23 protein-coding genes, 1 tRNA gene and 3 pseudogenes are annotated in these 25,843 nt (G+C 65.3%); 6 read left to right on the top strand and 21 right to left on the bottom strand.

Annotated features, from left to right (window positions below; all coding sequences use genetic code 11):
* Positions 1–221 precede the first annotated feature (221 nt).
* From C7T96_RS04560 to C7T96_RS04550, 3 genes are all read left to right on the top strand, one after another.
* Positions 222–2,738, top strand: a complete 2,517-nt coding sequence (locus C7T96_RS04560; protein ID WP_106570024.1) for a heavy metal translocating P-type ATPase — start codon at positions 222–224, stop codon at positions 2,736–2,738.
* Positions 2,739–2,811: 73 nt separating this feature from the next.
* A complete protein-coding gene (gene cueR, locus C7T96_RS04555; RefSeq protein ID WP_106570023.1) occupies positions 2,812–3,210 on the top strand; it encodes a Cu(I)-responsive transcriptional regulator in 399 nt (132 codons plus the stop codon).
* 75 nt (positions 3,211–3,285) lie between these two features.
* Positions 3,286–4,089: a formyl transferase gene (locus C7T96_RS04550; protein ID WP_106570022.1), complete on the top strand. Its 804-nt coding sequence runs from the start codon at positions 3,286–3,288 to the stop codon at positions 4,087–4,089.
* Positions 4,090–4,119: 30 nt separating this feature from the next.
* Here C7T96_RS04550 and C7T96_RS04545 read toward each other — a convergent pair whose 3' ends face one another.
* From C7T96_RS04545 to obgE, 11 genes are all read right to left on the bottom strand, one after another.
* Positions 4,120–4,644, bottom strand: a complete 525-nt coding sequence (locus C7T96_RS04545) for an RNA pyrophosphohydrolase (protein ID WP_106570021.1) — start codon at positions 4,642–4,644, stop codon at positions 4,120–4,122.
* A 9-nt stretch (positions 4,645–4,653) separates the two neighbouring features.
* Positions 4,654–5,736, bottom strand: coding sequence for a divergent polysaccharide deacetylase family protein (locus C7T96_RS04540; RefSeq protein WP_245414063.1), 1,083 nt, complete (start codon positions 5,734–5,736; stop codon positions 4,654–4,656).
* 169 nt (positions 5,737–5,905) lie between these two features.
* A complete protein-coding gene (locus C7T96_RS04535) occupies positions 5,906–7,231 on the bottom strand; it encodes a S41 family peptidase (protein WP_106570020.1) in 1,326 nt (441 codons plus the stop codon).
* Positions 7,221–8,555 (bottom strand): murein hydrolase activator EnvC, encoded by a 1,335-nt coding sequence (locus C7T96_RS04530; protein ID WP_106570019.1) that lies wholly within the window; start codon positions 8,553–8,555, stop codon positions 7,221–7,223. The genes C7T96_RS04535 and C7T96_RS04530 overlap by 11 nt, the downstream gene beginning before the upstream one ends.
* 161 nt (positions 8,556–8,716) lie before the next feature.
* Positions 8,717–9,199 carry a 23S rRNA (pseudouridine(1915)-N(3))-methyltransferase RlmH gene (gene rlmH, locus C7T96_RS04525; protein ID WP_106570018.1) on the bottom strand — a complete coding sequence of 161 codons (483 nt, stop codon included), beginning with the start codon at positions 9,197–9,199 and terminating at the stop codon, positions 8,717–8,719.
* Positions 9,200–9,209: 10 nt separating this feature from the next.
* Positions 9,210–9,584, bottom strand: coding sequence for a ribosome silencing factor (rsfS, locus tag C7T96_RS04520; RefSeq protein WP_106570017.1), 375 nt, complete (start codon positions 9,582–9,584; stop codon positions 9,210–9,212).
* Between the two features lie 116 nt (positions 9,585–9,700).
* Positions 9,701–11,020, bottom strand: a complete 1,320-nt coding sequence (locus tag C7T96_RS04515) for an MFS transporter (protein ID WP_106570478.1) — start codon at positions 11,018–11,020, stop codon at positions 9,701–9,703.
* Between the two features lie 127 nt (positions 11,021–11,147).
* Positions 11,148–11,729, bottom strand: coding sequence for a nicotinate-nucleotide adenylyltransferase (locus C7T96_RS04510; RefSeq protein WP_106570477.1), 582 nt, complete (start codon positions 11,727–11,729; stop codon positions 11,148–11,150).
* A 47-nt stretch (positions 11,730–11,776) separates the two neighbouring features.
* On the bottom strand, positions 11,777–13,063 hold the full coding sequence (locus C7T96_RS04505; RefSeq protein ID WP_106570016.1) for a glutamate-5-semialdehyde dehydrogenase: 1,287 nt from the start codon (positions 13,061–13,063) through the stop codon (positions 11,777–11,779).
* 16 nt (positions 13,064–13,079) lie between these two features.
* Positions 13,080–14,228 (bottom strand): glutamate 5-kinase, encoded by a 1,149-nt coding sequence (gene proB, locus C7T96_RS04500; RefSeq protein WP_106570015.1) that lies wholly within the window; start codon positions 14,226–14,228, stop codon positions 13,080–13,082.
* The gene (gene obgE / locus C7T96_RS04495; protein ID WP_106570014.1) at positions 14,228–15,277 is read right to left on the bottom strand and encodes a GTPase ObgE; all 1,050 of its coding nucleotides are present in this window, start codon (positions 15,275–15,277) and stop codon (positions 14,228–14,230) included. The genes proB and obgE overlap by 1 nt, the downstream gene beginning before the upstream one ends.
* A 134-nt stretch (positions 15,278–15,411) precedes the next feature.
* Here obgE and C7T96_RS04490 point away from each other — a divergent pair, with 134 nt between their 5' ends.
* Positions 15,412–16,281: an endonuclease/exonuclease/phosphatase family protein gene (locus C7T96_RS04490; protein WP_106570013.1), complete on the top strand. Its 870-nt coding sequence runs from the start codon at positions 15,412–15,414 to the stop codon at positions 16,279–16,281.
* 57 nt (positions 16,282–16,338) lie between these two features.
* Here C7T96_RS04490 and C7T96_RS04485 read toward each other — a convergent pair whose 3' ends face one another.
* The 3 genes from C7T96_RS04485 to C7T96_RS04475 all read right to left on the bottom strand — a co-directional run bounded on the left by C7T96_RS04485 (position 16,339) and on the right by C7T96_RS04475 (position 18,050).
* Entirely contained in the window at positions 16,339–16,926 is a 588-nt protein-coding gene (locus tag C7T96_RS04485; protein WP_106570476.1) for a GNAT family N-acetyltransferase, read from the bottom strand.
* A 117-nt stretch (positions 16,927–17,043) separates the two neighbouring features.
* The gene (gene rpmA / locus C7T96_RS04480) at positions 17,044–17,313 is read right to left on the bottom strand and encodes a 50S ribosomal protein L27 (protein WP_106570012.1); all 270 of its coding nucleotides are present in this window, start codon (positions 17,311–17,313) and stop codon (positions 17,044–17,046) included.
* 74 nt (positions 17,314–17,387) lie between these two features.
* Positions 17,388–18,050, bottom strand: a complete 663-nt coding sequence (locus C7T96_RS04475) for a 50S ribosomal protein L21 (protein ID WP_106570011.1) — start codon at positions 18,048–18,050, stop codon at positions 17,388–17,390.
* Positions 18,051–18,299: 249 nt separating this feature from the next.
* Between C7T96_RS04475 and C7T96_RS04470 the strand changes: the two genes are divergently transcribed.
* Positions 18,300–18,389 (top strand) — tRNA-Ser (locus C7T96_RS04470).
* A gap of 43 nt (positions 18,390–18,432) precedes the next feature.
* On the opposite strand, the pseudogene C7T96_RS04465 reads toward C7T96_RS04470, so the two are convergent.
* A pseudogene (locus C7T96_RS04465) lies at positions 18,433–19,006 on the bottom strand (integrase core domain-containing protein); the annotation flags it as partial.
* Between the two features lie 188 nt (positions 19,007–19,194).
* On the opposite strand from C7T96_RS04465, the pseudogene C7T96_RS04460 reads away from it, so the two are divergent.
* Positions 19,195–19,647 (top strand): annotated as a pseudogene (locus C7T96_RS04460) (ATP-binding protein); the annotation flags it as partial.
* A gap of 188 nt (positions 19,648–19,835) precedes the next feature.
* On the opposite strand, the gene C7T96_RS04455 reads toward C7T96_RS04460, so the two are convergent.
* The 6 genes and pseudogenes from C7T96_RS04455 to C7T96_RS04430 form a co-directional block, all read right to left on the bottom strand.
* Positions 19,836–20,354: a TRAP transporter small permease subunit gene (locus C7T96_RS04455; RefSeq protein ID WP_106570010.1), complete on the bottom strand. Its 519-nt coding sequence runs from the start codon at positions 20,352–20,354 to the stop codon at positions 19,836–19,838.
* 22 nt (positions 20,355–20,376) lie between these two features.
* Positions 20,377–21,372 (bottom strand): TRAP transporter substrate-binding protein, encoded by a 996-nt coding sequence (locus C7T96_RS04450; protein WP_245414062.1) that lies wholly within the window; start codon positions 21,370–21,372, stop codon positions 20,377–20,379.
* A gap of 21 nt (positions 21,373–21,393) precedes the next feature.
* Entirely contained in the window at positions 21,394–22,677 is a 1,284-nt protein-coding gene (locus C7T96_RS04445; RefSeq protein ID WP_106570009.1) for a TRAP transporter large permease, read from the bottom strand.
* Between the two features lie 8 nt (positions 22,678–22,685).
* On the bottom strand, positions 22,686–24,203 hold the full coding sequence (locus tag C7T96_RS04440) for an amidase (protein WP_106570008.1): 1,518 nt from the start codon (positions 24,201–24,203) through the stop codon (positions 22,686–22,688).
* A 144-nt stretch (positions 24,204–24,347) separates the two neighbouring features.
* Entirely contained in the window at positions 24,348–25,316 is a 969-nt protein-coding gene (locus C7T96_RS04435) for a LysR family transcriptional regulator (RefSeq protein WP_106570007.1), read from the bottom strand.
* A gap of 226 nt (positions 25,317–25,542) precedes the next feature.
* Positions 25,543–25,653: pseudogene (locus tag C7T96_RS04430) on the bottom strand (IS5/IS1182 family transposase); the annotation flags it as partial.
* Positions 25,654–25,843 lie beyond the last annotated feature (190 nt).

Here is a 25,843-nt window from a genome sequence, read left to right as displayed (position 1 = left end):
GAGTGCGGGCGACGGCGCGGCGTTCGGCCTCCGGCGAAGACCGGGCAGGACGGTCCGCGGGAACCTTTGCCGGCCGCCGGCGTTGGTTTTCGTCTTGGCTGCGGGTTCGGCCGGACTTGCCGGCGCGGGGCTCGTCGTCCGCAAATTGCCGCTTGACCTTCCTGTCTCTGGAAGCTTCAGAAGCGGCTGGCGGAACAGTCAGCAGACCGGGAGCCATCATCATGAGCCGACAGGAGAAAAATTCCCCAGGCGCGAAGCCGGCCGCATGTTGCGGTGGCCATAAAGGGGTTTCGGACGCGGACGACGGCGTCGTGCGCGACCCTGTGTGCGGCATGCTGGTCGATCCGGGCAACGAGACGCGAAGTCTCGAGCATGCCGGTCACGTCTATTATTTCTGTTCGCAAAGCTGTCGAGACGCTTTCAAGGGCGCGCCGGCGGATCATATCGGCGCGACCGATCCGGTCTGCGGCATGGATGTGGATCGTGCCAGCGCGGCGCATTTTTACCGCCACGACGGCACGGGATATTATTTCTGCTCGGCCCGCTGTCTGGAAAAATTCCGGGCTGAGCCGCAAACCTATCTCGACGGGCGCGCCGAACCCGAGCCGATGCCCAAGGGCACGCTCTATACCTGCCCGATGCATCCCGAAATCGTGCGCGAGGGGCCGGGCGCGTGCCCGAAATGCGGCATGGCGCTCGAGCCGATGGGTGTGCCGTCGGGCGAGGAGGGTCCCAATCCCGAACTGGTCGACTTCACCCGCCGGCTTTGGGTGAGCGGCGTGCTTTCGGTGCCGCTTTTGATCATCGCCATGGGGCCGATGGTCGGCCTGCCGGTTCGAGACTGGCTCGGAAACCGCCTTGCGGTGTGGATCGAGCTGGTTCTGGCGACCCCGGTCGTGCTGTGGGCGGCGGCGCCGTTCTTCGTGCGCGGCTATCAGTCGATCGTCAACCGCAGCCCGAATATGTGGACCCTGATTTCGATCGGCGTCGGCACGGCCTATCTCTACAGCGTCGTGGCGACGCTGTTTCCGGAGCTGTTTCCGCAGCAGTTCCGCAGCCATGGCGGCGCCGTGCCGGTCTATTTCGAGGCGGCCGCAGTGATCGTCGCCTTGATCTTCGTCGGCCAGGTTCTGGAATTGAGGGCGCGCGAGCGCACCGGCTCGGCGATCCGCGCTTTGCTTGATCTGGCGCCGAAGACGGCGCGCCGGATCGACGCCGACGGCAATGAGGAAGACGTGCCGCTCGAATCGATCGTGGAGGGCGACAGGCTCCGGGTGCGGCCCGGCGGCAGCGTACCCGTCGACGGCGCGGTGCTGGAAGGGCGCTCGTCGATCGACGAATCGATGATCACCGGCGAAGCCGTGCCGGTCGAAAAGGTCGAGGGCGATCAGGTCACTGCCGGCACACTCAACCGCAGCGGCACGCTGGTGATCGAGGCGCACAGGGTCGGCGCCGACACGGTGTTGTCGCAGATCGTGGACATGGTCGCCAAGGCGCAACGCTCACGCGCGCCGATCCAGGGCCTGGCCGACCGGGTGTCCTTCTACTTCGTTCCCGCCGTGGTGCTGGTCGCGGTGATGGCGTTTGGGGTGTGGGCGCTGTTCGGTCCAGCGCCCAGCATGGTCTACGCCATTCTCGCCGCCGTGTCGGTGCTGATCATCGCCTGTCCGTGCGCGCTCGGGCTGGCCACGCCGATGTCGATCATGACGGCGACCGGGCGCGGCGCGCAGGCCGGCGTGCTGATCAAGGATGCCGAGGCGCTGGAACGGTTCGCCGCCGTCGATACGCTGATCGTCGACAAGACCGGCACGCTGACCGAGGGCCGGCCGAAACTCACCGACGTGATCGCGGCCGACGGCTTCGACGAGGACGACATATTGGGTCTGGCCGCGAGCGTGGAAAAAGGTTCCGAGCATCCGCTCGCCGAGGCGATCGTTGAGGGCGCGCGCCAGCGCGACCTTTCCCTTGCCGATGCCGAGGATTTCGATGCCGTGACAGGCAAGGGCGTGCACGGCCAGGTAAAGGGTTGCAATGTGGCGCTCGGCAACCGGGCGATGATGGAGGATCTGGGAATCGACACCGCGGCGCTCGAGGCCAGGGCCGACGACCTGCGCGCTGCCGGCAAGACGGCGATGTTCGTCGCCGTGGACGAGCGTCTTGGCGGGATCGTGGCGGTGGCCGACCCGATCAAGGAAACCACGCCCGCCGCGATCCGGGCACTGCACGAAAGTGGCCTCACCGTGATCATGGCGACGGGCGACAATGAGCGAACCGCCAGCGCCGTCGCCAGGACGTTGGGCATCGACGATATCCGTGCCGGATTGCTGCCGGAGCAGAAGCAGGCGCTGATCGAGGAGCTGCGCGCCGGTGGCGCAAAGGTCGCCATGGCCGGCGACGGCGTCAACGATGCGCCGGCGCTGGCCGCCGCCGACGTCGGCATCGCCATGGGCACCGGCGCCGACGTTGCGGTGGAAAGCGCCGGCATCACGCTGGTCAAGGGCGACCTCAACGGCATTGTGCGCGCCCGCACGCTGGCCAGGGCGACAATCCGCAATATTCGCGAGAACCTGTTCTTCGCCTTCGTCTATAATACGCTCGGCGTTCCGGTGGCCGCCGGCATCCTTTATCCGCTGTTCGGCATGTTGTTGTCGCCGATGATCGCGGCGGCGGCGATGAGCCTGTCATCGGTTTCCGTCATCGGCAACGCGCTGCGGTTGCGCAGTCTCGACTTGAAATAGGACCGTCGATGGGCCAGATTGATGAGGCTTCCTGTTTTGGGAAGGTTTGTGCTGTTGAACGGGAACTGATGAGATGAATATCGGCATCGCTTCCGAACGGTCCGGCCTGCCGGCCAAGACAATCCGCTACTACGAGGATATCGGGCTCTTGAAGCCGGACCGCGGCGACAATGGCTATCGCGATTATTCGACATCCGACGTGCACCGGCTGCGTTTCGTGCAGCGCGCGCGGGGATTGGGTTTCACCGTTTCGGAATGTCGGCAATTGCTGTCGTTGTACGACGATACCGGCCGCGAGAGTGCCGACGTCAAGTCGATCGCGACGGCGAAACTGGTCGAGATCGACCGCAAGATCGCAGAACTCAAAGGCTTGCGCGACGTACTCAGCCACCTGGTGGCGCATTGCCACGGCGATCACCGGCCGGATTGCCCGATCATCGACGAACTGGCCGGAGCGCAGCCGGGCTCATGACGAACACCGTGGCCCGCTTGCTCGCCCGTCACCGCCACGCGGCGTGGAGAAGGCCCGTCGACACGGCCCGCCTGCGTGCCTGAGGGAAGCGATCCCACGAGCCCCGACGACCACGCGCGCTCCGGCGTTTGCGTGGTGACGGCTGGCGGGCCCTATCCCTGGATCATCGTCAATGCGCTCGCACGGCGGTTCGGAGCGATCGATGTGATCGAGGAGGAAGGCGAGCCGCAGCTTGCCTTTCTGCGCCGTCGGGCGCGGATGACCGGCTGGATCTCGCTCGCCGGCCAATTCGGCACGATGGTTTTGATCCGGCTCGGCAAACGCCTGTCGGCGCGTCGGATCGCCGGAATCGTGGCGGCGGCGAAACTCGAGCCCGAGCCGGCATCCGAACAAAGGATCATAAAAGTCGAGTCGGTCAACAGCGATGCATTCGTGCGGGAAATCGACCGGCTGGAGCCGCGTGTCGTGCTTCTGGCCGGCTGCCGCATCGTCAGGCCGTGGGTGCTGGCGCGGCTGTCCTGTCCGGTGCTCAACTATCATGCCGGCATCACGCCGGCCTATCGCGGCATGAATGGCGGCTATTGGGCGCTGGCCGAGGGCGACCGGGAGAATTTCGGCGCCACCGTGCATCTGGTCGATGCCGGCGTCGACACCGGCATGATCGTGCGCCAGGTGCGCGGATCGCCCGAACCGGGCGACACGATCATGACCTATGCGCACCGGTTGGCGGCGCTGTCGCGCGAGATGTGCGCGGATGCGGTGGCGGATGCGCTCGCGGGAAGGCTCGCGCCGCGCGCGCCCGAGGGCCCGTCGCGACAATGGTATCATCCCACCATCTGGTCCTATCTGTGGACGGGGCTGACACGCGGTGTGTGGTAGCCGCTCCCGGCCGTCGGCCGCGATCGCCGTTCAGGCCGCGAGGTGCCGGAAAGCGGCGATCACCGCGTCGTAGACCCCGCGCTTGAACGGCACGATCAGGTCGGGCAGGTCGCTAAGCGGTTTCCAGGCCCAGGCGTCGAATTCAGCCTCGTGTCCGCCGGGCGGCGGGTTGATGCGGATTTCGCTGTCGGCGCCCTCGAAACGGAAGGCGAACCATTTTTGGGTCTGGCCGCGATACTTGCCCTTCAACGCGACGCCGACGAGATGATCGGGCAGATCGTAGTCGATCCATTGCGGCGCCTCGGCGAGCAGGCTGACCGTCTTCATGCCGGTCTCCTCGAACAGTTCGCGCCGCGCGGCCAAAAGCGGCTCCTCGCCCTTGTCGATCCCGCCTTGCGGCATTTGCCAGAGCTTGTCCGCGCCGGTCATCTCGCCATCGGCAACATGGATGCGCCGGCCCACCCATGCATGGCCGTCCCGGTTCAACACCACGATGCCGACACAGCGCCGGTAGGGCAGCGCTTCAGGGCGCGCCGCGGTCTTGTCTTTTGCCATTCTGCGGTATTACCTTTTTTCCGGATCGGCGGCGAGCGCGGAGACCGGCACGATCTCGATGCCGCGTTTCCTAGCCTCCGCCACCCACGAGGCCACGGTTTCGACCGTGACGTCGAAGGCCGAACCGGTGCCGAGCGCGAAGCCGCGGGCGCGGGCGGTCCGTTCCAGTTCGTCGAGCTTTTCCAGGATGGCGGCCCGATCGCGGCGCTGGTCGATCGTCGTGTCGCCCTCGGCATAAGGAACCCGGTTCTTGGCCGCCAGCTCACCGGCAAGGCTGCGCGCGGACGAGCCGTCGTCGAGATAAAGCAGCCCGCGGGCGCCGAGATCGCGCATGACGGGTGCGAAGGCTGTTTCCTCGGCCGTGAAGCGCGCGCCCATATAGTTCATCACACCGACATAGTTCGTCGTGCGGCCCAGAACATTGTGCAGGGTGTCGATGTTCTGCTCGGTCGAGGCCTCGGTCGTCAGTGTGTCGCGGCCGGGATTGACGCGCGGATAATCGAACGGCTCGAGTGGCAATTGCATCAGGATCTCGTGCCCCTCGCGCCGCGCGGCCTGCATCCAGCGGCCGATCGAGTTGCCCTGCGGGGCGAAGGCGAGGGTGATTTCGGGCGGCAGCTTGGCGATCGCGGCCTGGGTGCCGGTCTGCGACAGGGCCATGCCGCCGATCACGATCGCCACGCGCGCGCCGCGCGCGCCCGACCACGGTCGCGCATAGACGTCGAACGGGCGGCGCCCGTCATCGGCCCGGACCGGCAGCGGTCCATGTTCTGACTGTTCCAGGAGAGCCCGGTCGGGCAGGTGGGCGACCCGCAGATCCTGGCCGATAGCCGAGGGGTCGCGGATGACGATCACGTTCGGGCCGGACGTGTCTGCCGGTCGTTCGGGGGCGCGTATGATGGAGGGGGATGGCGCGGTCGTTTCCTTGGCCGGCGCGACGGTCGTTTCGGCGGGTGGTTGCGGAGCGGATTGCTGCGCGGTCTCCATCGACACGATCTCGGCGGGCTGGCGCCATGGATCGGGCAGCAAGGCAACCCATAACCCGGCCGCCGCGACGAGACACAGGCTCGCAGCGCCGGCGATCTGGGCCACGCTGGGCGCCGACCACGGCCGCCTGGCCGGTCGCGCGCCGTGCTGACCGAGAGGGCGTTCGATCTGCTTGTCGAGCGGCAAGCCGGGAGCCTTTCAGGCGGGAATGATCCGCAGGTGTCGAGATATCGGGCGAACGGCGCCGGAGGGTCGAGCCGCCGGCGCCGGATGGTTACTGGTTGAGGACCGCCTGGTCCGGATTGGGCGGAAAGGCCGGATCGGTCTTCTCGCCGCGCAACAGCTCGAGCGCGTGGGTAAGCTGGACGTCGTCCTTGGCTTCCGGCGGCACATAGGCTGCCGAGCCCGAGCCTTCCTCGTTTTCCTCGTCGCCCTTGATATGGCCGCGCAGATCCGATTCGCCGCGGGTCACGTCACGTCCGAGCAATTCGTCCGGAAGCGGTTGTTCGACACGGATGTCGGGGGTGATGCCCTTGCCCTGGATCGATTTGCCGGCCGGCGTGTAATAGAGCGCGGTGGTCAAGCGCAGGGCGCCATTCTCGGCCAGCGGGATGATGGTCTGAACCGATCCTTTGCCGAAGGAGCGCGTGCCGAGCACGGTTGCACGGCGATGGTCCTGAAGGGCGCCGGCGACAATCTCCGAGGCGCTCGCCGAGCCGCCATTGACCATCACGATCAGCGGCTTGCCGCCGGTCAGATCGCCGGCACGCGCATCGAAGCGAACAACGTCCTTGGGATCGCGGCCGCGGGTGGAGACGATCTCGCCGCGATCGAGGAACGCGTCCGAGACGCTCACCGCCTGGTCGAGCAGACCACCCGGATTGAGCCGCAGGTCGAGCACGAACCCTTTCAGCTTGTCGGCCGGGACCTCGCTTTCGATGTCGGCGATGGCCGCCTGCAGATCGTCGAAGGTCTTTTCGGTGAAGGAGGCGATCTTCACATAGCCGACGTCGCCCTCGACGCGGTATTTGACGGCCCTGACCTTGATGATGGCACGCACGATCGTGATCTTGATCGGCTCGACCGCGCCCTCGCGCAGGATCGTCAGCTCGATCGGCGTGTCGACGGCGCCGCGCATGCGCTCGACAGCGTCCGACAGGTTGAGGCCGCGCACGTCCTCGCCATCGATCTCGGCGATCAGGTCGCCGGCAAGCACGCCAGCGCGGGCCGCCGGGGTGTCGTCGATCGGCGTGATCACCTTGACCAGTTCGTTTTCCATGGTGACCTCGATGCCGAGGCCGCCGAACTCGCCCTTGGTCTGGACCCGCATGTCCTTGGCGGCGTCCGGATTGAGATAGGAAGAATGCGGATCGAGCGAGGTGAGCATGCCGTTGATGGCGCTCTCGACCAGATTCTTGTCCTCAGGCGGCGTCACGTATTGGGCGCGCACGCGCTCGAAAATGTCGCCGAAAACCGCAAGATGGCGATAGGTTTCCGAACTGGCCGCGATCGCGGAAGAGCCCGTTGGGCCGTAAACGACGCTCATCGCGGAGGCGCCCATCAAGGCGCCGGCAAGAAGAAGCGACAACTTACGAATCATCTTTCGTCCTTCCAGAATCCCGGTCGGCCCACCATGGGGCCGGGTCGACGGGTTTGCCATCCTTGCGGAACTCCACATAAAGTTCCGGACTGCTATTCGCACTTCCCAGTGTCACCGCGCTGGCGACCCTTGCTTCACCCATGGCGCCGATCGGTTCTCCCGACAACACCGTCTGGCCCAGGGAAACGTTCGTGGTCGCCATACCCGCCAGCACGACATGATAACCGTCGCCGACATCGACTATCAAGAGTTGGCCGTATGAACGAAACGGGCCCGCATACAAAATACTGCCATCGGCAGGTGCGGTGACGATAGAGCCGGATTGTGTTTGAAGCGTGTCGCCGGCCATATGGCCGCCAAGACCGTCGCTCTCGCCGAAGCGCCGCACGAAGGTGCCCGACACCGGCAGCGCGACCGTTCCCTCAAGACTCTCAAAGGGTAGACCCGTCACCAGCCGGTTGGCCTCGGGCACTGGGCGGCCCGCAGCCTCCGCCTCGCGGCGCTTGCGCTCCTCCTCCGCCAGACGGGCCGCCCGCGCGGCTTCCTGGACACCGGTGATTTCGGCCTCGATCGAGGCGATCAATTCTTTGAGAGTGCCGGCCTTGGCGGCAAGGGCGGCCGCCTTTTCGCGCTCTTCGTCGAGGGTTGATTCGCTGGCCCGCAAGAGCCGGCTCTTTTCCTCCAAAAGAAGCGCCAGCCGCTTTTTCTCCGCAGCCTGATCCTGGACGGTGGCAAAAAGCGTCTCGCGTTCGCCTGCAATCGCGCTGCGCAGCGCGGCCAGTTCCTTGAGGTCGCCGAGCAGGATCTCCGTTTCGGCCCTCAACTCGGGCACCACCGCGCCCAGGATGATCGCGCTGCGTACCGACGACAGCGCGTCCTCGGGCCTGACCAGAATGGCGGGCGGCGGATTGAGCCCCATGCGCTGGAGCGCGCCCAAAACCTCGGCCAGGACACCGCGGCGGGCATGAAGCGAGGCTTTCAGCGCGTCTTCCTGCTGCTTCAGCGTCTCCAGACGCACCTCGATGGCGGCGATGTCGTTGGAGAGCTTCTTTTCGGTCTTCGCCGCCTGGATCAGAGCGCTGGTGATCGCGGTATTGTCCTTGCGCATCGCTGCGACCTCGCCCGCAAGCGAATCGAGACGCTCTTTCGACAGCGACATCTGACGCAAGACGGTCTCGTATTCGGAGGCGGTATCGGTCCGCTTTTCCTCCAGGGTCGCCATGTCCTGGGCAAAGAGCGGGGCGGCGCCGGCAACCGCAACGGCGAGAGCGGCAAGCAGGACAAGCCCGCGCCTGCCGTTTGTGTCGCTGCGGTTTTTCGTCATGACCTCGCCCTGATCCTGCCGGCGCTTCTCGGGTCGCGACCCTAGGAGCGGCCGGTTAAGGAAGCATCAACCATACCGCATCGCGTGGACGCGCGCGCAAGGTCGGCTCGCTTTTGTCGGAAATTGTGGCGGCGGGCGGCCAAGCCCGTGCCATCACGCCGTCAGGCGCGATGATAGGGGTGGCCGGCCAGGATGGTCGCGCAACGATAGAGCTGTTCGGCGATCATGACGCGCGCCAGTTGATGCGGCCAGGTGAGCTTGCCCATGCACAGGACGAGGTCGGCGGCGTCGCGCAACGCCGCATCGTGGCCGTCGGGGCCGCCGATCGCCACCACGAGCCGGCGGCAGCCGTCGTCGCGGGTCGTTGCGACCCAGCGCGCCAGGTCTTGCGATCCCTGCGCCTTGCCGCGCTCGTCGAGAAGCAGCAACGCCGATCCGGGCTCGAGCAGCGCGGTCAGGCGTGCGGCTTCCTCGCGCTTTCTCGCGCTTGCCGTGCCAGCCCGGCTTTCGGCGGTTTCGCAAAGCCCCGCCCATTCCAGGCCGACGGACGGGCCGGTCTTGGCCAGGCGATCGAAAAAACGGTCGGCAAGCTCCGCCTCGGGGCCGGCCTTCATCCGGCCCACGGCATGAACGGCAATCCGCATCGCCTTCGGTTCAGTGAACCGTTTCGTCCTCGAGATCGGGAGCCTGCCACATCTTTTCGATGTTGTAGAACTCGCGGACCTCGGGCCGGAAAACATGGACGATGATATCGCCGGCGTCGATCAAAACCCAATCGGCGCTCGACAGGCCTTCGACCCGGGCGTTGCCCAGTCCGGCCTCCTTGAGCGCCTTGATCAGATGGTCCGACACCGCACCGACATGGCGGTTCGACCGGCCCGAGGCGATCACCATATGGTCGCCAAGGCTGGATTTTCCCCGGATGTCGATGGAGACAATGTTTTCCGCCTTTGAGTCTTCCAGAGATTCAAGGACGATCTTCAAGGCCTGGGACTCACCCTGGCGGGTCATCCCGGCCGCAGAAGGCATGATCTCAGCCTTCTTGCCCAGTGCTGTTCTCAGTGTCTTTCCTTTCACGACAAGAACAACTCCGCCACGCGTGATTCACGTGACATGCAAAACATAGGCACGGACCCTTAACAGTTTCAAGACTGGGCGGGCGCTTCGTCGGCCGCATCCGAACCGGACTCGTCGCTGGCATAAGCGAATTCCGCGGCTGGCGGCGCCTGTGCCGACAGGGGTGCGAAGTCCACGCTTTCGGCAGGCGGCACGGCTTCGGCCTGCGTCAGGCGCCAGATCACGAAGGCGCAGAACACGGCGGCGATCGCGATCGCCATGACAATGAAGGCGCCGGTGCCGGCAAAGGCGGTCAGGGCGGTGGCAATTCCCGGCATCACGAAACCCGACAGCGACCAAGCGAACAGCATGGTGCTCGACAGCAGCACGAGGTCGCCTTTTTCCGCGCGGTCGTTGGAATGCGCCGAGGAGATCGAATAGATCGATTCGATCGCGCCGCTCCATACCATGTAGATCAGGATCATCCATGCCAGCTCCGACCGGTCGGCGCCGGTTGCCAGCGCGCCGGCGCCGACCACGATCACGGAGGCGGCGACGAGGACATAGCGTCGGTCGGTGCGGTCTGACAGCCAGCCGAAGGGCAGCTGAACCAGCATGGTGCCGAGCGGCATCGCCAGCAGCAGCAGGGCGACCTGATCCTTGGAAAAACCGGTCGCGGTGGCGTGGATGGGGGCGAAGCCGGCAACCATCATCGAGAGCCCGCCCACGGCGAGCATGCCGGCCAGCCCGACGGGCGAGATCTGCCAGGCGCGTCTCAGCGCGATCGAGGCGATCGGCGGGGGCGGCGGCGTGCGCAGCCGCGTCAGGCCGACAGGGATTATCGACAGCGCGCCAAACGCGATCGCCACCACCGGCGCGGTGTTGGTCATGATGTCGACAAAGGTCAACAGGTAGGAGCCGATGCCCAGCCCAACGATGTAGCTGACATAGAAAAACGCGATCACGCGGCCGCGCACCTGATTTTCGACGACGTCGTTGAGCCAGCTTTGGGTGACGATGAAGAGCCCGGCTATGGAAAAGCCGTAGAGCGCGCGTGCCGGAACCCAAAGCGTCGGGTCGACCTTTACGCTGACCGCCACGCTCGACAGGATGATCAGCGCCGAAAAGATCATGAAGGCGCGGGCGTGGCCGACGCGATTGACCATGCGCCCGGTCAGGAAGCAGCCAGCCATGCCGCCGGCCGACATGCCGGTCAGGATCAGGCCCGCCCAGGTGGGCGGGAGACCTTCCGCGGCCAGACGGACCGGCACGAAGGCGAACATCAGCCCGTTGCCTATCGCCACCAGCGCCGTCGACAGGACCACGCTGGCGATCGCGATCGCCGGCGCGGACTGGGCCGGGTCGGTCGGCGGCGCAGTGGCCGCATCTGTGCTCGAAACGAGGCTCATCGCGCCGATGATGTTCCTTTCGCGCGCGGCGGAACACGACGAAAGCGGCACGAACTGTCTTGAACTGGACGGGCGGCGGCCGCGGCGCGCCGATGGCGAAGAGAGGATCGGTCTGCGGGAGGCGGCTTTAGCCGGCGTTTCGGATCGCGGTCGAGGACAGGGAGGAGCGCGGCCCGTGGATGAACGTCCACGCCGGCGCCGGCGTGCGGGCAAGCCGCGAGGCCTCGTCCTCGTCGATGCGCGCGCGGCTGAATGCCTTGGCCGTCACCGACGACAGGAAAGACAATGTCGCGCCCGGCCGGTCGATGACGGCGATCGGCATAATCGCCATGATGTCGCGCCAGCGCTGCCAGCGGTGAAAGCTGGCCAGGCTGTCGGCGCCCATGATCCAGACAAAATCGACGCCGGGATTGCGGCGCCTGACCAGTTCCAGCGTGTCGGCGGTGTAGCGGATACGGTGAGCGGCCTCGAAGGCGGTCACCTTGATGCGCGGATCCGGCGTGATCACCTCAGATTGTGCCAGACGCCGGGCCAGCGGCGCGAGCTCGTTGACGTCCTTGAGGGGGTTGCCGGGCGTGACCAGCCACCAGAGCTGGTCGAGGCGCAGGCGGCGCAGCGAAATCTCGGCAACCAAGGCGTGGCCGGCATGCGGCGGGTTGAAGGAGCCGCCGAAAATGCCGACCGCCATGCCATGCTCGACATGGGGCATGCGCAGGTAGTGGGCCGGAATGCCCGCAAGGCGCTGGCTGGCGCCGGTCAAGGCCGGAGCTGGCCGGAACCGCGGACGCGGTACTTGAACGATGTCAACTGCTCGACGCCGACCGGCCCGCGCGCATGCATCTTGCCGGTCGCGATACCGATCTCCGCGCCCATACCGAACTCGCCGCCATCGGCGAACTGGGTCGAGGCGTTGTGGAGCAAGATGGCCGAATCGATCTCGTTGAAGAAACGCTCGACCGCCAGCGGATCCTCCGCCACGATCGCCTCGGTGTGATGCGACGAATGGGTCTCGATATGGTCGATCGCCCCCTGGATGCCGTCCACCAGCTTGGCCGAGATGATGGCGTCCAGATATTCGGTCGTCCAGTCGTCGTCGCTTGCCGGAGCCGCCGTGGGATAATAGCTGCGCACCGCGCTGTCGGCACGGATTTCGCAGCCCGCCTCGCTCAGCGCGGTCAGGATCGGCACGAGATGGGTGTCGGCCGCGGCGCGGTCGACGAGCAGGGTCTCCGTGGCGCCGCAAATGCCGGGGCGGCGCATCTTGGCGTTGACGGCGATCTCGCGCGCCATGTCGGGATCGGCCGAGGCGTCCACGTAAAGATGGCACAGGCCCTCGAGATGGGCGAAGACCGGCACCCTGGCCTCCTCCTGCACCCGGGCGACAAGGCTCTTGCCGCCGCGCGGCACGATGACGTTGATCGTGCCGGAGAGACCTCTCAGCATCGCGCCGACGGCGGCGCGGTCGGTGATCGGAACGAGCTGAATGGCGGTTTCGGGCAAGCCGGCCGCTCTAAGCCCTTCAATCAGGCAGGCGTGGATCGCGGCCGAGGAATTGGCCGAGTCCGACCCGCCGCGCAGAATGACGGCGTTGCCGGCCTTCAGGCACAAGGCCCCGGCGTCCGCGGTAACGTTGGGGCGGCTTTCGAAAATCACCCCGATGACACCGAGCGGCGTGCGCACGCGCTCGATCTTGAGCCCATTCGGTCGTTCCCACGCGGCGATGACGTCGCCGACCGGGTCTTTCAGCGCGGCGATGGCGCGCACGCCCTGGGCCATGGCGCCGATACGTTCGGGGGGCAGGGCGAGGCGATCCATCAAGGCGGCCGAAAGGCCGTTTTCGGCGCCGTTGGCGACATCGATGGCGTTGGCGGCCAGAATCTGGCGCTCGTTGGCTTCAAGCGCATCGGCCATGGCGTGGAGGGCGGCGTTCTTGACGGCTTCCGACGCGGTCGCCAACGGTCGCGCCGCGGCGTGGGCGGAGCGGCCCATCTCGTTCATGAGCGCTGTGACGTCGATCCGGGTGTCGTCGTTCGTCTTGAGCATGTCGTCCTCCCAGCGCTCAGTCGCTGGCCTGTGTCCTGGCCGACAGAGCCGGCGTCACCACGAGATCGTCGCGGTGGATCATGGCGGCGCGCGCCTCATAGCCCAGCTCCCTGGCGATGTCGGCGCTCTTCAGCCCCGCAATCCTTACGGCATCGGCGGCATCGTAGGCAACCAGGCCGCGCGCGATCTCGCTGCCGTCCGGCGCGAGCACGGCTACCGTGTCGCCGCGCGCAAAGCCGCCTTCGACCGCACGCACGCCGGCCGGCAGCAGCGATTTGCCGGAGCGCAGCGCGCCGACCGCGCCGTCGTCGATCACCAGCCGGCCTGCCGGTTCGAGCTGACCGGCGATCCATGTCTTGTAGCCGCGGACCGGCGTCGGGCTGGGCGCGAAGAAGGTCGAGGGCTCGCCGCGGTCGATCGCGGCCAGAGGCGATAACCTGGTGCCGGAGGCGATGATCATGGCGGTGCCGGCCCGGGTGGCGATCTTGCCGGCGTCGAGCTTGGTGCGCATGCCGCCGCGCGAGAGCTCGGAGGCGGCCTCGCCGGCCATCGCCTCGATCTGCGGCGTGATTGCGTCGACCACGGGCACGAAACGGGCGGCGGGATCGCGCGCCGGCGGGGCGGTGTAGAGACCGTCAATGTCCGACAGCAAGACCAAAAGATCCGACTGCATCATGGTCGCCACGCGCGCGGCCAGCCGGTCGTTGTCGCCATAGCGGATCTCGGTGGTGGCGACGGTGTCGTTTTCATTGATGACCGGCACCGCCCCGAGCTTGAACAGGGTCGAGATGGTCGCCCGGGCGTTGAGGTAGCGGCGGCGTTCCTCGGTGTCGCCGAGGGTCACCAGCACCTGTCCGGAGACCAGTCCCAGACGGTCGAGCTCCTCCGACCAGGCGCCGGCGAGCGCGATCTGACCGACGGCGGCGGCGGCCTGGCTTTCTTCAAGCTTCAGCGTCCGGCGGCCGAGGCCGAGCAGGTTTCGGCCGAGCGCGATGGCGCCGGAGGAGACGACGCAGATCTCGGCCCCGGCGGCGGACAGGCCGGCGACATCCGCGCACAGCGAGGCGAGCCAGTCGCGCTTGAGGCCCCGTTCGCGGTCGACGAGCAGGGCGGAGCCGACCTTGACGGTGACGCGGCGATAGGCCGAAAGCGCGTTCGCAGCCATCATCCCTCCGGGCGCTGCCAGCGCGGATCGGGGGCGGCATCGGTTTGCGCCTCGCTCGCGCGAGCGTCTTCGATCACGGCGATCAGCGCCCGCAGCACCGGCTCGACGCCTTCGCGCGTGGCCGAAGACAAAAGCAGCGGCGCGCGTCCGGCGGCCGCCTCAAGGGCGGCGGCCTTTTCGGCGCGTTCGTCCGCGTCGAGCGTGTCGACCTGCGCCAGCGCGACGATCTCGGGTTTTTCGCCGAGGCCGTGGCCGTAGGCCTCGAGCTCGCCGCGCACGGTGCGGTAGGCGGCGGCGGGATCGTTTTCCCGCGCGGAAACCAGATGCAGGATGACGCGGGTGCGCTCGACATGACCGAGGAAACGGTCGCCGATCCCCGCCCCCTGATGCGCGCCCTCGATCAGGCCGGGAATATCGGCGATGACAAATTCGCGGGCGTCGACCCGTGCCACGCCGAGGCCCGGGTGAAGCGTGGTGAAGGGATAGTCGGCGATCTTCGGCTTGGCGGCCGTAACGGTCGACAGGAAGGTCGACTTGCCGGCATTGGGCAGGCCGACCAGTCCGGCGTCGGCGATCAGTTTCAGTCGCAGCCAGATCGTCCGTTCCTGGCCCGGCAGGCCGGGATTGGCCCGGCGCGGCGCCTGGTTGGTGGAGCTCTTGAAATGGGTGTTGCCGAAACCGCCATTGCCGCCGGCGGCGAGCCGCACGCGCTGACCGACCTCGGTCAGGTCGCAGATCAAGGTCTCGTTGTCTTCCTCGAAGACCTGGGTGCCGACCGGCACCTTCAACACGGCGTCCGCGCCCTTGCCGCCGGTGCGGTTGCGGCCCATGCCGTGCGTGCCGGTCTTGGCCTTGAAATGCTGCTGGTAGCGGTAGTCGATCAGCGTGTTGAGCCCGTCGACCGCCTCGACCCACACATCGCCGCCACGGCCGCCGTCGCCGCCGTCCGGTCCGCCGAATTCGAGATATTTCTCGCGCCGGAAGGAAACCGACCCGGCCCCGCCGTCGCCCGAACGAATATAGACCTTGGTCTGGTCGAGGAATTTCATCGGATTGACAACTTGCCGTTCTATCTGCTTCAGGCGCTTCGTCCGCGCGAGCGGGCGCGAGAGCGATAACGGAAATGAGGGTTTACCGCAATCTTTGCGGCGGTAGGCGCTACGGCAGGGGCGGGCTCGAGACCATGAAATGCGTCACCTATAATATCCAGTACGGGATCGGCCTCGACGGTCGTTACGACCTGGCCCGCATCGCGGATGCCGTGCGCGGGGCCGATCTGATCGCGCTGCAGGAAGTCTCGCGCAACAATCCCGACAATACCGGCCGCGACATGGTGGCCGAACTGGGCGAACTACTGCCCGATTATTTTTCCGTCTTCGGCGCGCCCTACCAGGCCGATATGGGCTCGGCCGTGGAAAGCGGGCGCGCGGTCACCCGCATGTTCGAGTTCGGCAATATGGTTCTGTCGAAAAAGCCGATCCTGTCGTCGCGCAATCTTTTGTTGCCGCGTCAGCGCACTTTCGATCGGCTCAACCTGCAGCGCGGCGCGCTGGAGGCGATGGTCGAAACGCCGTTCGGGCCGGTGCGCTTCTATTCGGTCCATCTCGATCATACCAGCCCGGCCGAACGCATCGACCAGATCGGCTATCTGGTCGACAAGGCCCTGGCCTATGGCATCGAGGGCGGCGCGCTGACCGGCACGTCCGAACGCGGTTTTCCCGAGCCGCCGCATCCCGAGGCCTTCGCGCTGATGGGCGATTTCAACCTCGTGCCCGGCTCGCCCGAATATATCGCCATGACCGGCCATCCCGACGTCGAGTTCGGGGTGACGCGGCGCAGCCGGCTGCCGGTCGACGCCGCGGTGTTGGCCGATCCCGACCACGCGGCGCGCGTGACCTGGCTCGATCCGAAACGGCTCGACGACGCGAATGCGCAACGCTGCCTCGACTATTGTTTCGTCTATGCCGGGCTGGCGGCCAGGGTGAAGCGTTGCTGGGTCGACAGCCAGGCGCTCGGCTCCGACCACCGCCCGGTCTGGATGGAGCTGGGTTGAGGGGCGACGCCGCCCGTCCAGGCGACGGGCGACGGGGCGGCGGTCGGAGCGGACGTCTCAGCTCTGCGCCCAGGTGCGCAGGCTTACCCAGGTCCTGCGGTCGAGTCGGTAACGCTCCACCGGCACCTGTCCGGCGGTAAGCGAGTTCAACATGCCCTGGCCGGCATACTGAAACCCGCATTTGTGGATCACGCGGCGCGAGCCGTCGTTGATGACGCGGCAGGAGGCGTGCAGCGTGTCGATCGCGGTCGCGCGGAAGGCGAGGTCCACCAGCGCGTGCGCGGCCTCGGTGGCGTAGCCGCGCCCCCAATAGGGCTCGCCGATCCAGTAGCCGACCTCCAGGCCGCGCGGCGTGACGTTCAAGCCCGCGCAGCCGATGAAGGCGCCGTTTTCGGAGTTGGTGATGGCGTAGGTGCAGCCGGGACCGCGATCGTCGGCCGTGGCGATGAAGGCCATCGCCTCCAGTTCGCCATAAGGGTGCGGCATGCGTCCGAGCATCTCGGCGATGCGGCGATTGTCGGCCAGCTCGATCAGCTCCGGCAGGTCGTCGCGGTGCGGCGGCCGCAGCACCAGCCTGCCGGTGACCAGCACCGGGCAATCAATCCGCAGACTTTCGTCCTCGACGTCTTCCTTTTCGGCAACCATGTCCTGTCCTCCGGCAATGAAAAAGGGGAGATGGCGCCCCATCTCCCCTGATCCTATCGCTGGAGTGTCCAGACACCGGTTCCCGAGAGGGGCGCCGGTATCGTGAAGCGGATCCGGCTATTCCGCGGCTTCCATAATCGGATTGACCGATACGTAGGTGCGGCCATTGGCTTTCTTGCGGAAAGACACCGCACCGGCCTCGAGCGCAAAAAGAGTATGGTCCTTGCCCATGCCCACACGCTCGCCCGGGTGCCATTTGGTGCCGCGCTGACGCACGATGATGTTGCCGGCGAGAACCTTCTCGCCGCCGAACTTCTTCACGCCAAGGCGCTTGGATTCCGAATCGCGACCGTTGCGCGACGAACCGCCAGCTTTCTTGTGTGCCATTTTCTGCTCCTTCGCGCCGCAGGGGCGCCTTCAACCTTTATGGGCGCGTTCGCGCCGCTTTTCAAACCTTCGGCTCAGCCCTTAGCCAGTTCCTTGGCCTGGTCGCGCCAGTCCTTGATCTGGTCGGCGCTGAACGGCATCGCCTCGTCGATGCGCGCCACGTCCTTGTCGGACAGCGCGGCGATCTGCGCGAAGGTGGTGATGCCCTGCTCGTTCAACTGACCGGCCGCGACCGGGCCGATGCCCTTGATCGTGGTCAGATCGTCCTTGTCGCCCGCCGGGGCGGTGAAAAGCGGAGCGGCTGCGGCGTCGGCCTTGGCGTCCGTCTTTTTCGGCGCCGCCTCTTTCTTGGCGGCGGGCTTGTCTTCGGCCTTCTTCGGCGCGGCGTCCTTCTTGGCTGCCGGCTTCTTCGACGGCTTGGCGCCTGCGGTCAGGATCTCGGAGATGCGCACCGTGGTCAGAAGCTGCCGGTGGCCGCGCGTGCGGCGCGAATTCTGGCGACGGCGCTTCTTGAAGGCGATCACCTTCTTGCCGCGGCCCTGCTCGACCACTTCGGCCGCCACCGAGGCGCCGTCGATGAAGGGCGCGCCGAGCGTCACGTCCTCGCCCTCGCCGACGACGAGCACGTGCGGAAATTCGATGATGTCGCCGGCTTCGCCCGCGACCTTTTCGACCTGCAGAAGGTCGTCCGCGGCAACGCGGTACTGCTTGCCGCCGGTTTTGATGACTGCGAACATTTCTTGCCTTTCGCTGTTCGGACCGGCTCGTTGAGCGGACATGTGCCGCCCGGCCGTCTTCTTTTCAGTCTGTTTCGGGTTCAAATGACAAACGGCGCGGAGGGTTTCCACGCCGGAAGCCTCGCGTCGTTAGCCGAACGGGTGCGTCAAGTCAAGCAAGGGCGGCGTTTTTCGGCGCGACGGGCCTTGTTTCGGCGCGCGACCTTCGCTATCTGTGCGCCGCGCCGGCAACGGCTGACCATGATCCGCGGAGAGGTGGCAGAGTGGTCGAATGCACCGCACTCGAAATGCGGCATACTCGCAAGGGTATCGGGGGTTCGAATCCCCCCCTCTCCGCCATTATCTGACTGTACGACCCGGAGACATAGGTAACAGAATGTCCCTAAGACATGGGTGACAACCTCGTGCCGAACGGGTTGTCGATGGGTCTGCAGGGTCCTCTGTTCCAGGTCGATATATCCCACATCATAGTGCATGAAGCTGACGAGCCAAATGCCGTCGTCGACTTCTTTGATGCCGAGCCTCTGGCCGGCGAGCACGGTCGAGACGTTGATCTTCTTTCTTGCCATGCAGATGCGGCCGCAGGCGGTGACGAGGATGTCCCTATCGTGGAAGGGGTAGTCCACGTCCGGCAGGCCACAATAGGCTCTTGAAGCGGGCGTGTAGCGTTCGGCCGGCGTCTTCATGGCGAGCGCCTCGTGGGGGCGCTCTTCGTTGAACTCGCTGACGAATCGATCGAAGCGGTCCTGCTGCTGGAGCACGTTCATGCCCGGCGGGCGCGCCGTCTCGGCCTTGAGGGTCCGGTGCATGCGCTCGTGACGGCCATTCTGTTGCGGGTGGCCGGGCCTGATGCGCTCGATCGCGATGCCGAGCCTCAGCCACCACACCGACAGTTTCGACAGATTGTAGAGCCCGTTGGGCGACGCAAACGGCAGGCCGTTGTCGCTGCGGATGGCGGCTGCTCTGACTGCTCTGACCTGCTCTGACCCCTGAAAACTGGATCGTTCGAAACTGGAGTTTTCCGCTGTAATGTTCCTTGGCTGGGAGGAGCGGAAGACGATGAAGGCATCGAAGTTCTCGGACGCACAAAAGGCGTTCATTTTGAAGCAAGGAGCCGACGGGATCCCCGTCGCGGAGATCTGTCATCGCGCTCGGACCCAGCGGCACAGACAAGACCCATGTTGCGATCGGCCTCGGCCTGGCAGCCTGCCAGAAGGGATTGTCCGTCGGCTTCACCACGGCTGCCGCGCTCGTCAGCGAGATGATGGAGGCGCGAGACGACCGCCGCCTTCTGCGCTTCCAGAAGCAGATGGCGGGCTACAAGCTGCTCATCATCGACGAACTGGGCTTCGTGCCGCTCTCCAAGACCGGAGCGGAGCTGTTGTTCGAGCTGATCTCGCAGCGTTACGAGCGTGGTTCCACCCTGATCACCAGCAATCTGCCCTTCGACGAATGGACCGAAACCTTCGGTTCCGAGCGTCTCACCCGCGCGCTCCTCGACCGGCTGACCCATCAGGTCAGCATCCTTGAGATGAATGGCGACAGCTACCGACTGGCGCAAAACCAAGCGCGAAAAAGCACCACCCCTCACCAATAAGATCGCCGAAGCTGCAACCGGGAAACTCTGGTCGGGCTATGCCCTCCCGACGTTCCCCACTCGCAGCGCCAGGTGGCCTACTTTTTCGCCGCCCAATGGCCGACTTTTACTCCGCCGTTGACAGAAGAATACCGGGTGGTCAGACGATTCTGCTGAAACTCGTCATGGCCAGCGCGGTTAAAAATCTGTCATGTCTCATTCAAATGGCAGTAGGGCGTTCCGAACGCGCGCGCTGCCAGATGAATCAGGATGATGATGGCGCAAAGCGGAACCGATACCGCAACCCAAACGATGGGAATACCCAATGTGTCGGTCTGAACGAGGTATTGTCTTGCTAAAAAACCGCGCGCGGCCGACCCGCTTACGCCGATAAAGGAATAGTAGATCACCGGCCCCAGGAAGGTTACGACCGCAATGGCGCGGAGCGCCTCGCCAAGCCAGCCGAGCGGATGCGGGCGCTCCGGAAACACGCTTTTCATCAGGACCGCGTCCATCCGGGTCTTGAATGACATGGTGGCTCCGAGAAGGCCCAACCAGATCATCGTGTAGCGCGCGACTTCTTCCGCCCAGGCGGGCGGCGAGTTCAGGGCATAGCGGCTGACAACCTGGAACATCACGACCAGGAACATCACGGAAAGGCAGAGGATGACAGCCATGCGGACAACCCTGTGCAGGCCGTCACTGAGCAGAAGAAGGACGCGCGCCATTGTTTACTCCTCGACGGCCGCCTCAGCGTGCCGCTTTCGAGGTTTCAACCCAGAAATCGGCGGCTTCCTGGTCCAACAGACCAGAGGACCAGACCGGGCGCGACATTTCGCGGAACAGGTCGCGATTCTCGTCCGAGATCGCCGTTATCGTCACGCCCGCCTTCTCGAGCGCCTTCATCGACGCGTCGCGCGCGGTGACCTGCCACGCGCGCGTGGCGACGGTTCCGGCCTTGATCGCGGCGTCCACCGTGGCCTGTTCGGCATCGCTCAGGCCTTGATACCAGCTGCGCGAGATGATCACCGCCCGCAGCGGCAGGGTGACGCGCACATCACTGAAGTATTTCACGAAATCGGTATGTCCGAAGACGATCGGCACCAGCGGTGTCTGCAGGTAGCCATCCACGATCCCGGTTTGCAGGGCGGTCGGCACCTCGCCCCAGGAAACGACGGTCGCAGAGGTTCCCCAAGCTTCGAAAATCTTGACATGGCTTTCATCGAGGGCGCGCATGCGCAGGTCGGACAGGTCGGCGGGCTTTTCCACGACATGGCGCGTGTTGAAAATTCCCATCGCGCGCCCGAGGGGCACCAGCGCGGCAAGCATGATGTCAGCCTTGGCAACGCGTTCGTTGACTTTGCTCAGAACGTCCCCGGCTTCGAGGGTGCGGTCCATGTGGCCGAGGTCATCGAAGATGAAGGGTAGCCGGACCCCGTAGATCAGGGGGTCGATGCTGCCAACGGATTTCACGTTAGAAAGGGAGACCTGGATCAAACCGGTCGACACCTGGTCGAGCACTTCCGCCTCTCCGCCGACGGCACCGCGCGGCAGTTCGCGCACGTCCATGCCATCCTGCTTGAGGCGTTCGGCGAAGGCATGCGCCCAGACGTAGGAGCCCGAGCGCTCCAGGTCCGCGGGCCCGTCGAGCGCGATCTGCACGTCGGCGGCCTGTGCCCCCGTGGCAAGCGACAGCGCCGTCACGGCGGCGGCGCCCATATATGCGATATTCTTCAGAACCGACATTTGAATCCTCCTGTTCATGGGTCAGTTGACGCTCAGACCGACAAGCCGTGGCAGAAACAGGCTTATTTCGGGCTGGATGACGAGCAGCAGCAGAACGACAATCTGCACTACGATGAATGGCAGAACGGCTCGGGCCAGCTTCCAGTACCCGATCCCGGTGATGGCCGACACGACCACCAGCCCTTTGCCCAGGGGTGGCGTAACGAGGCCGATACAAAGGTTGAAGCACAGCACGACGCCGAGATGGACCGAGCTGACGCCCTGGGCCAGCGCCACGGGCACCATCAGAGGAACCAGAAGCGTGAGCGCAACGGGCGTGTCCATGAACATACCCGAGATGAGGAACAGCACGACCAGGAACAGCAGGTACCCGGTTCCCGTCAAGCCAAGCCGCTCCACCCAGGCCCCGAGAAGCGTGGGCCAGCCGGCAAGGCCCGACAGGTACCCCAGAACGGAGATTGCGCAGAAGATGATGAAGATCATCCCCGTGAGCTTCGCGCTCGCCTCCATCGCCTCAGTCAGCACCGCGAGGGTCAGCTCGCGATAGTAAAACCCCATCAGAAGCGCCATCAGAACCGCGATCGCAGCGCCTTCGGTGGGCGTGGCAAGGCCGAAAACCAGGCTTCCGATGATCACCGCGGGCAACAGCAGCGCCGGCGCCGCCGCGCGCAGGCTGGGCCAGAAGGCGGGTATCTCATTATTCTGCCCTCCCGGATGGCCGGCGCGCCTTGCCGCGTAGGCGTTGTAGCCAAGCAGAGCGAAGGTCAGCAGAAGCCCCGGCAGCACCCCGGCGACGAACAGTGCGGCCACGGATGTTTCCACCAGCCCACCATAGATGATCATGATGATCGAGGGCGGCACGATGGGGCCGATCATGGACGAGGCGACCGTGATCGCCCCGGCATAGGCGGGCGGGTAGCCGCGCGCCACCATCTCGGGGACGAAAGCGCGCGACAGCGCCGCCGAATCGGCCACGGCCGACCCCGAGATGCCCGCGAAGAAAAGGCTGGTCAGGATGTTGACATGTCCCAGGCCGCCACGCAGACGCCCGACGATGGCCATCGCGAAATCGATGAGCGCGCGCGTCACCCCGGTGCGGGACATCAATTCCGCCGTGAGGATGAAAAGTGGAAGCGACATGTAGGCAAAGACGTCGAGCTGCGAAAATACCCGCTGCGGCAGGATCGACAGGTAGGGCGCGTACCCCATCGCGACGAACGAGACCACGGAAACCGCGCCGATGATATAGGCGAAGGCGGTTCCGCTGATCAGCAGCAACGCGAATATCGGGATGAGGCTCCACATAGCCGGGCTCAGACCACGTTCAGGGTCGGCCCCGCAACGGGCGCGTCCGAGAAGATCGGCGGATGAGTCACGATCGAGGTCAGCGCGGGCGTGCCGGGACGCAGCGCGTCGGGATCGGGCAGGGGGCGACAACGCAAGGGATCATCGCTCCAGTGATGCTCGATCGCGCGGCCGGCGGCGATAAGGTCGGCATCGCGTGCAGGCTTGCCCAGCATCTGCAACCCGAAGGGCATGCCCCCGCGCGCCTTGCCTGTGGGCAGCGTCAGCGCCGGGCAGTTCAGCAGCGTCGCCCGGTAGGTCAAGGCCAGCCAGCGATAGTAGTTGTCCTGCGCGACCCCGTCGATTTCCATGACAGCCGGCTCGGACCAGGCAAAGGGCGCCACGGGCGCCGTCGGAGTCAGAATGATGTCGAAATCGCGCATCAGGGCATTGTAGCGCCGCAAGAGCCGTGTCTGTTCCAGATGCGCACGGGCGCGCATCTGCAGGGTCATCCCGCGCGCCATCTCGAGATTGGCGGCCACCGCGGGAGAAAGCTGATCCTCGTCCACCTCCATCTCGCCTTCGAAAACGGCAACGAAGGCCTCAGCGCGGCCGGTGTCGAAGCAGCTGTCCATCTCGCCCAGGGCCAGGTCGACCGCCTCGCAACTGGCGACCAGCGGGGCAAGCGAGGCGATGCGATCCCGAAATGCCGCGCGCACCTCGGGGGCGATGGCAAGCCCGCCGAAATCCTCGCTATGGCCCACTCGCAACGCGCCCAGCGGGGGCAAGGGGCCGGCATCGAAACTTGACGCGTCAACCGCAAGGGAAAGCGGGTCATCCGGGTCCGGGCCAAGCGAGGCGCGAAGGAAAAGCGCAAGGTCGTCCATGCTCCGGGCCATGGGGCCGAGCACCGACAGGTTCGACCAGCCTAGTGTGCGGGCGCCATTGGCCACCAGGTTTGCCGTGGGGCGAAAGCCGATTACCCCGCAGAAGGCGGCAGGCAGGCGAAGCGACCCGCCGGTGTCCGAGCCGGTACAGAGCGGCAGCAGGTCTAGCGCCAGCGCGGCCGCGGACCCGCCCGAAGACCCGCCTGCGGTCAGATTGGGATCGAAAGGGTTGCCGGTCGCGCCCCAGACGGGATTGCGGGTGTTCCCGCCCGCGCCCATTTCCGGCACGTTCGTCTTTGCCACCACGATGGCGCCCGCGCGCCGAAGCCGGGCGATCCACGGGCTATCGGCGCCGGGCACGTTTCCCCGAAGGTGGCGCGCGCCGTAGGTCGTGAGCAACCCGGCCGTGTCCTGCAGATCCTTCACTCCGATCGGGATCCCGTCAAGCGGGCCGACCAGCGCACCGGCGGCGTAGCGCGCCGTGGCTGCTTCGGCCGCGATGCGCGCACGTGCGAAATCCGTGGCGGTGATGGCGTTGACCAGCGGGTTCAGGGCGGAAATCCGGGCAATACATGCCTCCAGCACCTCGGAGGGCGTGGTTTCGCGCGCCTTGAACATGCGGATCAACTCGGTCGCCATGCGGGACGTCAGATCGACCATTGCTTCGCCCCTCCACCGGGCGCGTAATCGTCACGGTTCCCGCGCAAGCCTTACAGGTTGGAAATGCCGATGAATAATGAATAGGAAAGACCAGACCATTGCCGGGGGTTATAGTTTGGTCGCTACCCGCCCTCTCGCTTCGCCCTAGCCGCCATTCGCCCCGAGTTCATCAAGGTTACGCAAGAGCAGGTTGAGCGTGGCATTGCTCTTGTCCTGCCCGATGCGCCAGAAGCAGCGCGTTTCGAACAGGAGTGCATCGACGCGGATGGGAAGCTCGACCATTTCACCGCGTGCAATATGGGGACGAGTCATCGAGCGGGGAAACAGGGTGATGACCGGCATCTCGCGCAACAGCGCGAGGTTCAGTTGCAGGGAAAGCGACGTGATCACGTTGCGAGGGCTGCGCGTTCCGTTGCGTGTGAAGAAGGCATCGAGTTCCTGGCGCGCGATCGAATCTTGATCCGGCAGTATCCAGGGCCATTGCGTGACTTCATCCCATTCCAGATGGTCCCGCCGGGCCAGGGGATGCCCCGGGTCCGCCACCACGCAAAGCGGCTCGCTCGCCAGCGGGCGCTGCGCGACGCCGGCGATCTCCTGCTCGTGCCAGGTCCGCGCGATCGCGATGTCGATGGCCCCGTTGAGAAGCTTGGGTAATAGTTCGCGAAAATGTCCCTCGGTGACGCTTACCGAAACGTCCGGGGCATTCTGTTTCAACGTGGCGATGGCCTGCGGAAGCATCACAGCCGCGAGAGAAGCGACGGTTCCGATCCGAAGATCGCCAGAAACGCCGAAGCGGACCGCGTCTAATTCCAATTCGGCGCGCTTCAACTGATCCAGAACCGCTTGTGCGTGTTGGGCCAGTCGTTTTCCCGCGGGGGTTAGAAACAGACGGTTGCGCTCACGCACGATAATGGCAATTCCAAGAGAATGCTCCATCTCTGCGAGCTGTTTGGAAACCGCGGGCTGCGTGATCGCCAGCGCGTCTGCTACTTTGGTTACCAACTTTAGCCGCGCCAAAGCCGCCAGGATTCTCAGATGCTGTACCTTCAACCTCTGCCCGAAGAAGCCCTCCTCCCGGGCGGCAGAAGAATAGAGATTATAATTTTCGCTCATCAGCAGGCGATCTCATCTTTCTCAAATTAAGTTATCTTCGATTTCCAATATTTTCCCCCTTTTTTTACGAATACTCCCGGTTCCGGAGGATTTTCTTGGTAGTGAAATTCTTCAAATAAAGCGCTTGCGGAACCAGCGGAAGCCGGCTGTTCCCCGGTCTCGTGCCTTGCGTATACTTGGGTATTTCGTCGTCCTGAACGGTTCTTAGAGTCCGTACCCAAACCGCTCATAAGTTTCGTGCGATGCGCCTGACGAGGATCATGATTGCTGCAGCGTAGAGGAATGCGGTGGCGGATTCGATGGTGGCCTCTGCATCCTTCCATAGCCTGCGGTTGCGGCAGTTCGCAGCGCTTCGGTCTCGACATCATCAGGCTCCAGATCGGCGTATCTGGAACCCCATGAAGCACACATCAACGGCAAACTGAATCCTGAATGTCGATTGGACCTAGGCTCAGGACTCATTGATCAAAGCCAGAAGATGACGGTGGCTGCGATGCAGATGGCGGAGAAGAAGGTGTGGGCACACC

Origin of the sequence: Nitratireductor sp. StC3 (assembly GCF_003015025.1) — a bacterium.
Taxonomy (GTDB): domain Bacteria; phylum Pseudomonadota; class Alphaproteobacteria; order Rhizobiales; family Rhizobiaceae; genus Mangrovimarina; species Mangrovimarina alexandrii.
The sequence above is the reverse complement of the archived record's forward strand: the minus strand, read 5'-3'. Positions and strand labels throughout refer to the sequence as shown.

Excerpts from the sequence above, each read along its gene's own strand:
- C7T96_RS04490 (WP_106570013.1), top strand. The coding sequence starts at position 15,412 with ATGAAATGCGTCACCTATAATATCCAGTACGGGATCGGCCTCGACGGT.
- C7T96_RS04440 (WP_106570008.1), bottom strand. The coding sequence starts at position 24,203 with ATGGTCGATCTGACGTCCCGCATGGCGACCGAGTTGATCCGCATGTTC.
- rpmA (WP_106570012.1), bottom strand. The coding sequence starts at position 17,313 with ATGGCACACAAGAAAGCTGGCGGTTCGTCGCGCAACGGTCGCGATTCG.
- C7T96_RS04475 (WP_106570011.1), bottom strand. The coding sequence starts at position 18,050 with ATGTTCGCAGTCATCAAAACCGGCGGCAAGCAGTACCGCGTTGCCGCG.
- C7T96_RS04435 (WP_106570007.1), bottom strand. The coding sequence starts at position 25,316 with ATGAGCGAAAATTATAATCTCTATTCTTCTGCCGCCCGGGAGGAGGGC.
- C7T96_RS04485 (WP_106570476.1), bottom strand. The coding sequence starts at position 16,926 with ATGGTTGCCGAAAAGGAAGACGTCGAGGACGAAAGTCTGCGGATTGAT.
- C7T96_RS04545 (WP_106570021.1), bottom strand. The coding sequence starts at position 4,644 with ATGGCAAAAGACAAGACCGCGGCGCGCCCTGAAGCGCTGCCCTACCGG.
- cueR (WP_106570023.1), top strand. The coding sequence starts at position 2,812 with ATGAATATCGGCATCGCTTCCGAACGGTCCGGCCTGCCGGCCAAGACA.
- rsfS (WP_106570017.1), bottom strand. The coding sequence starts at position 9,584 with ATGCCTTCTGCGGCCGGGATGACCCGCCAGGGTGAGTCCCAGGCCTTG.
- obgE (WP_106570014.1), bottom strand. The coding sequence starts at position 15,277 with ATGAAATTCCTCGACCAGACCAAGGTCTATATTCGTTCGGGCGACGGC.
- proB (WP_106570015.1), bottom strand. The coding sequence starts at position 14,228 with ATGGCTGCGAACGCGCTTTCGGCCTATCGCCGCGTCACCGTCAAGGTC.
- C7T96_RS04510 (WP_106570477.1), bottom strand. The coding sequence starts at position 11,729 with ATGCCCCATGTCGAGCATGGCATGGCGGTCGGCATTTTCGGCGGCTCC.
- C7T96_RS04455 (WP_106570010.1), bottom strand. The coding sequence starts at position 20,354 with ATGGCGCGCGTCCTTCTTCTGCTCAGTGACGGCCTGCACAGGGTTGTC.
- C7T96_RS04445 (WP_106570009.1), bottom strand. The coding sequence starts at position 22,677 with ATGTGGAGCCTCATCCCGATATTCGCGTTGCTGCTGATCAGCGGAACC.
- C7T96_RS04560 (WP_106570024.1), top strand. The coding sequence starts at position 222 with ATGAGCCGACAGGAGAAAAATTCCCCAGGCGCGAAGCCGGCCGCATGT.
- rlmH (WP_106570018.1), bottom strand. The coding sequence starts at position 9,199 with ATGCGGATTGCCGTTCATGCCGTGGGCCGGATGAAGGCCGGCCCCGAG.
- C7T96_RS04530 (WP_106570019.1), bottom strand. The coding sequence starts at position 8,555 with ATGACGAAAAACCGCAGCGACACAAACGGCAGGCGCGGGCTTGTCCTG.
- C7T96_RS04515 (WP_106570478.1), bottom strand. The coding sequence starts at position 11,020 with ATGAGCCTCGTTTCGAGCACAGATGCGGCCACTGCGCCGCCGACCGAC.
- C7T96_RS04450 (WP_245414062.1), bottom strand. The coding sequence starts at position 21,372 with ATGTCGGTTCTGAAGAATATCGCATATATGGGCGCCGCCGCCGTGACG.
- C7T96_RS04505 (WP_106570016.1), bottom strand. The coding sequence starts at position 13,063 with ATGCTCAAGACGAACGACGACACCCGGATCGACGTCACAGCGCTCATG.
- C7T96_RS04535 (WP_106570020.1), bottom strand. The coding sequence starts at position 7,231 with ATGATTCGTAAGTTGTCGCTTCTTCTTGCCGGCGCCTTGATGGGCGCC.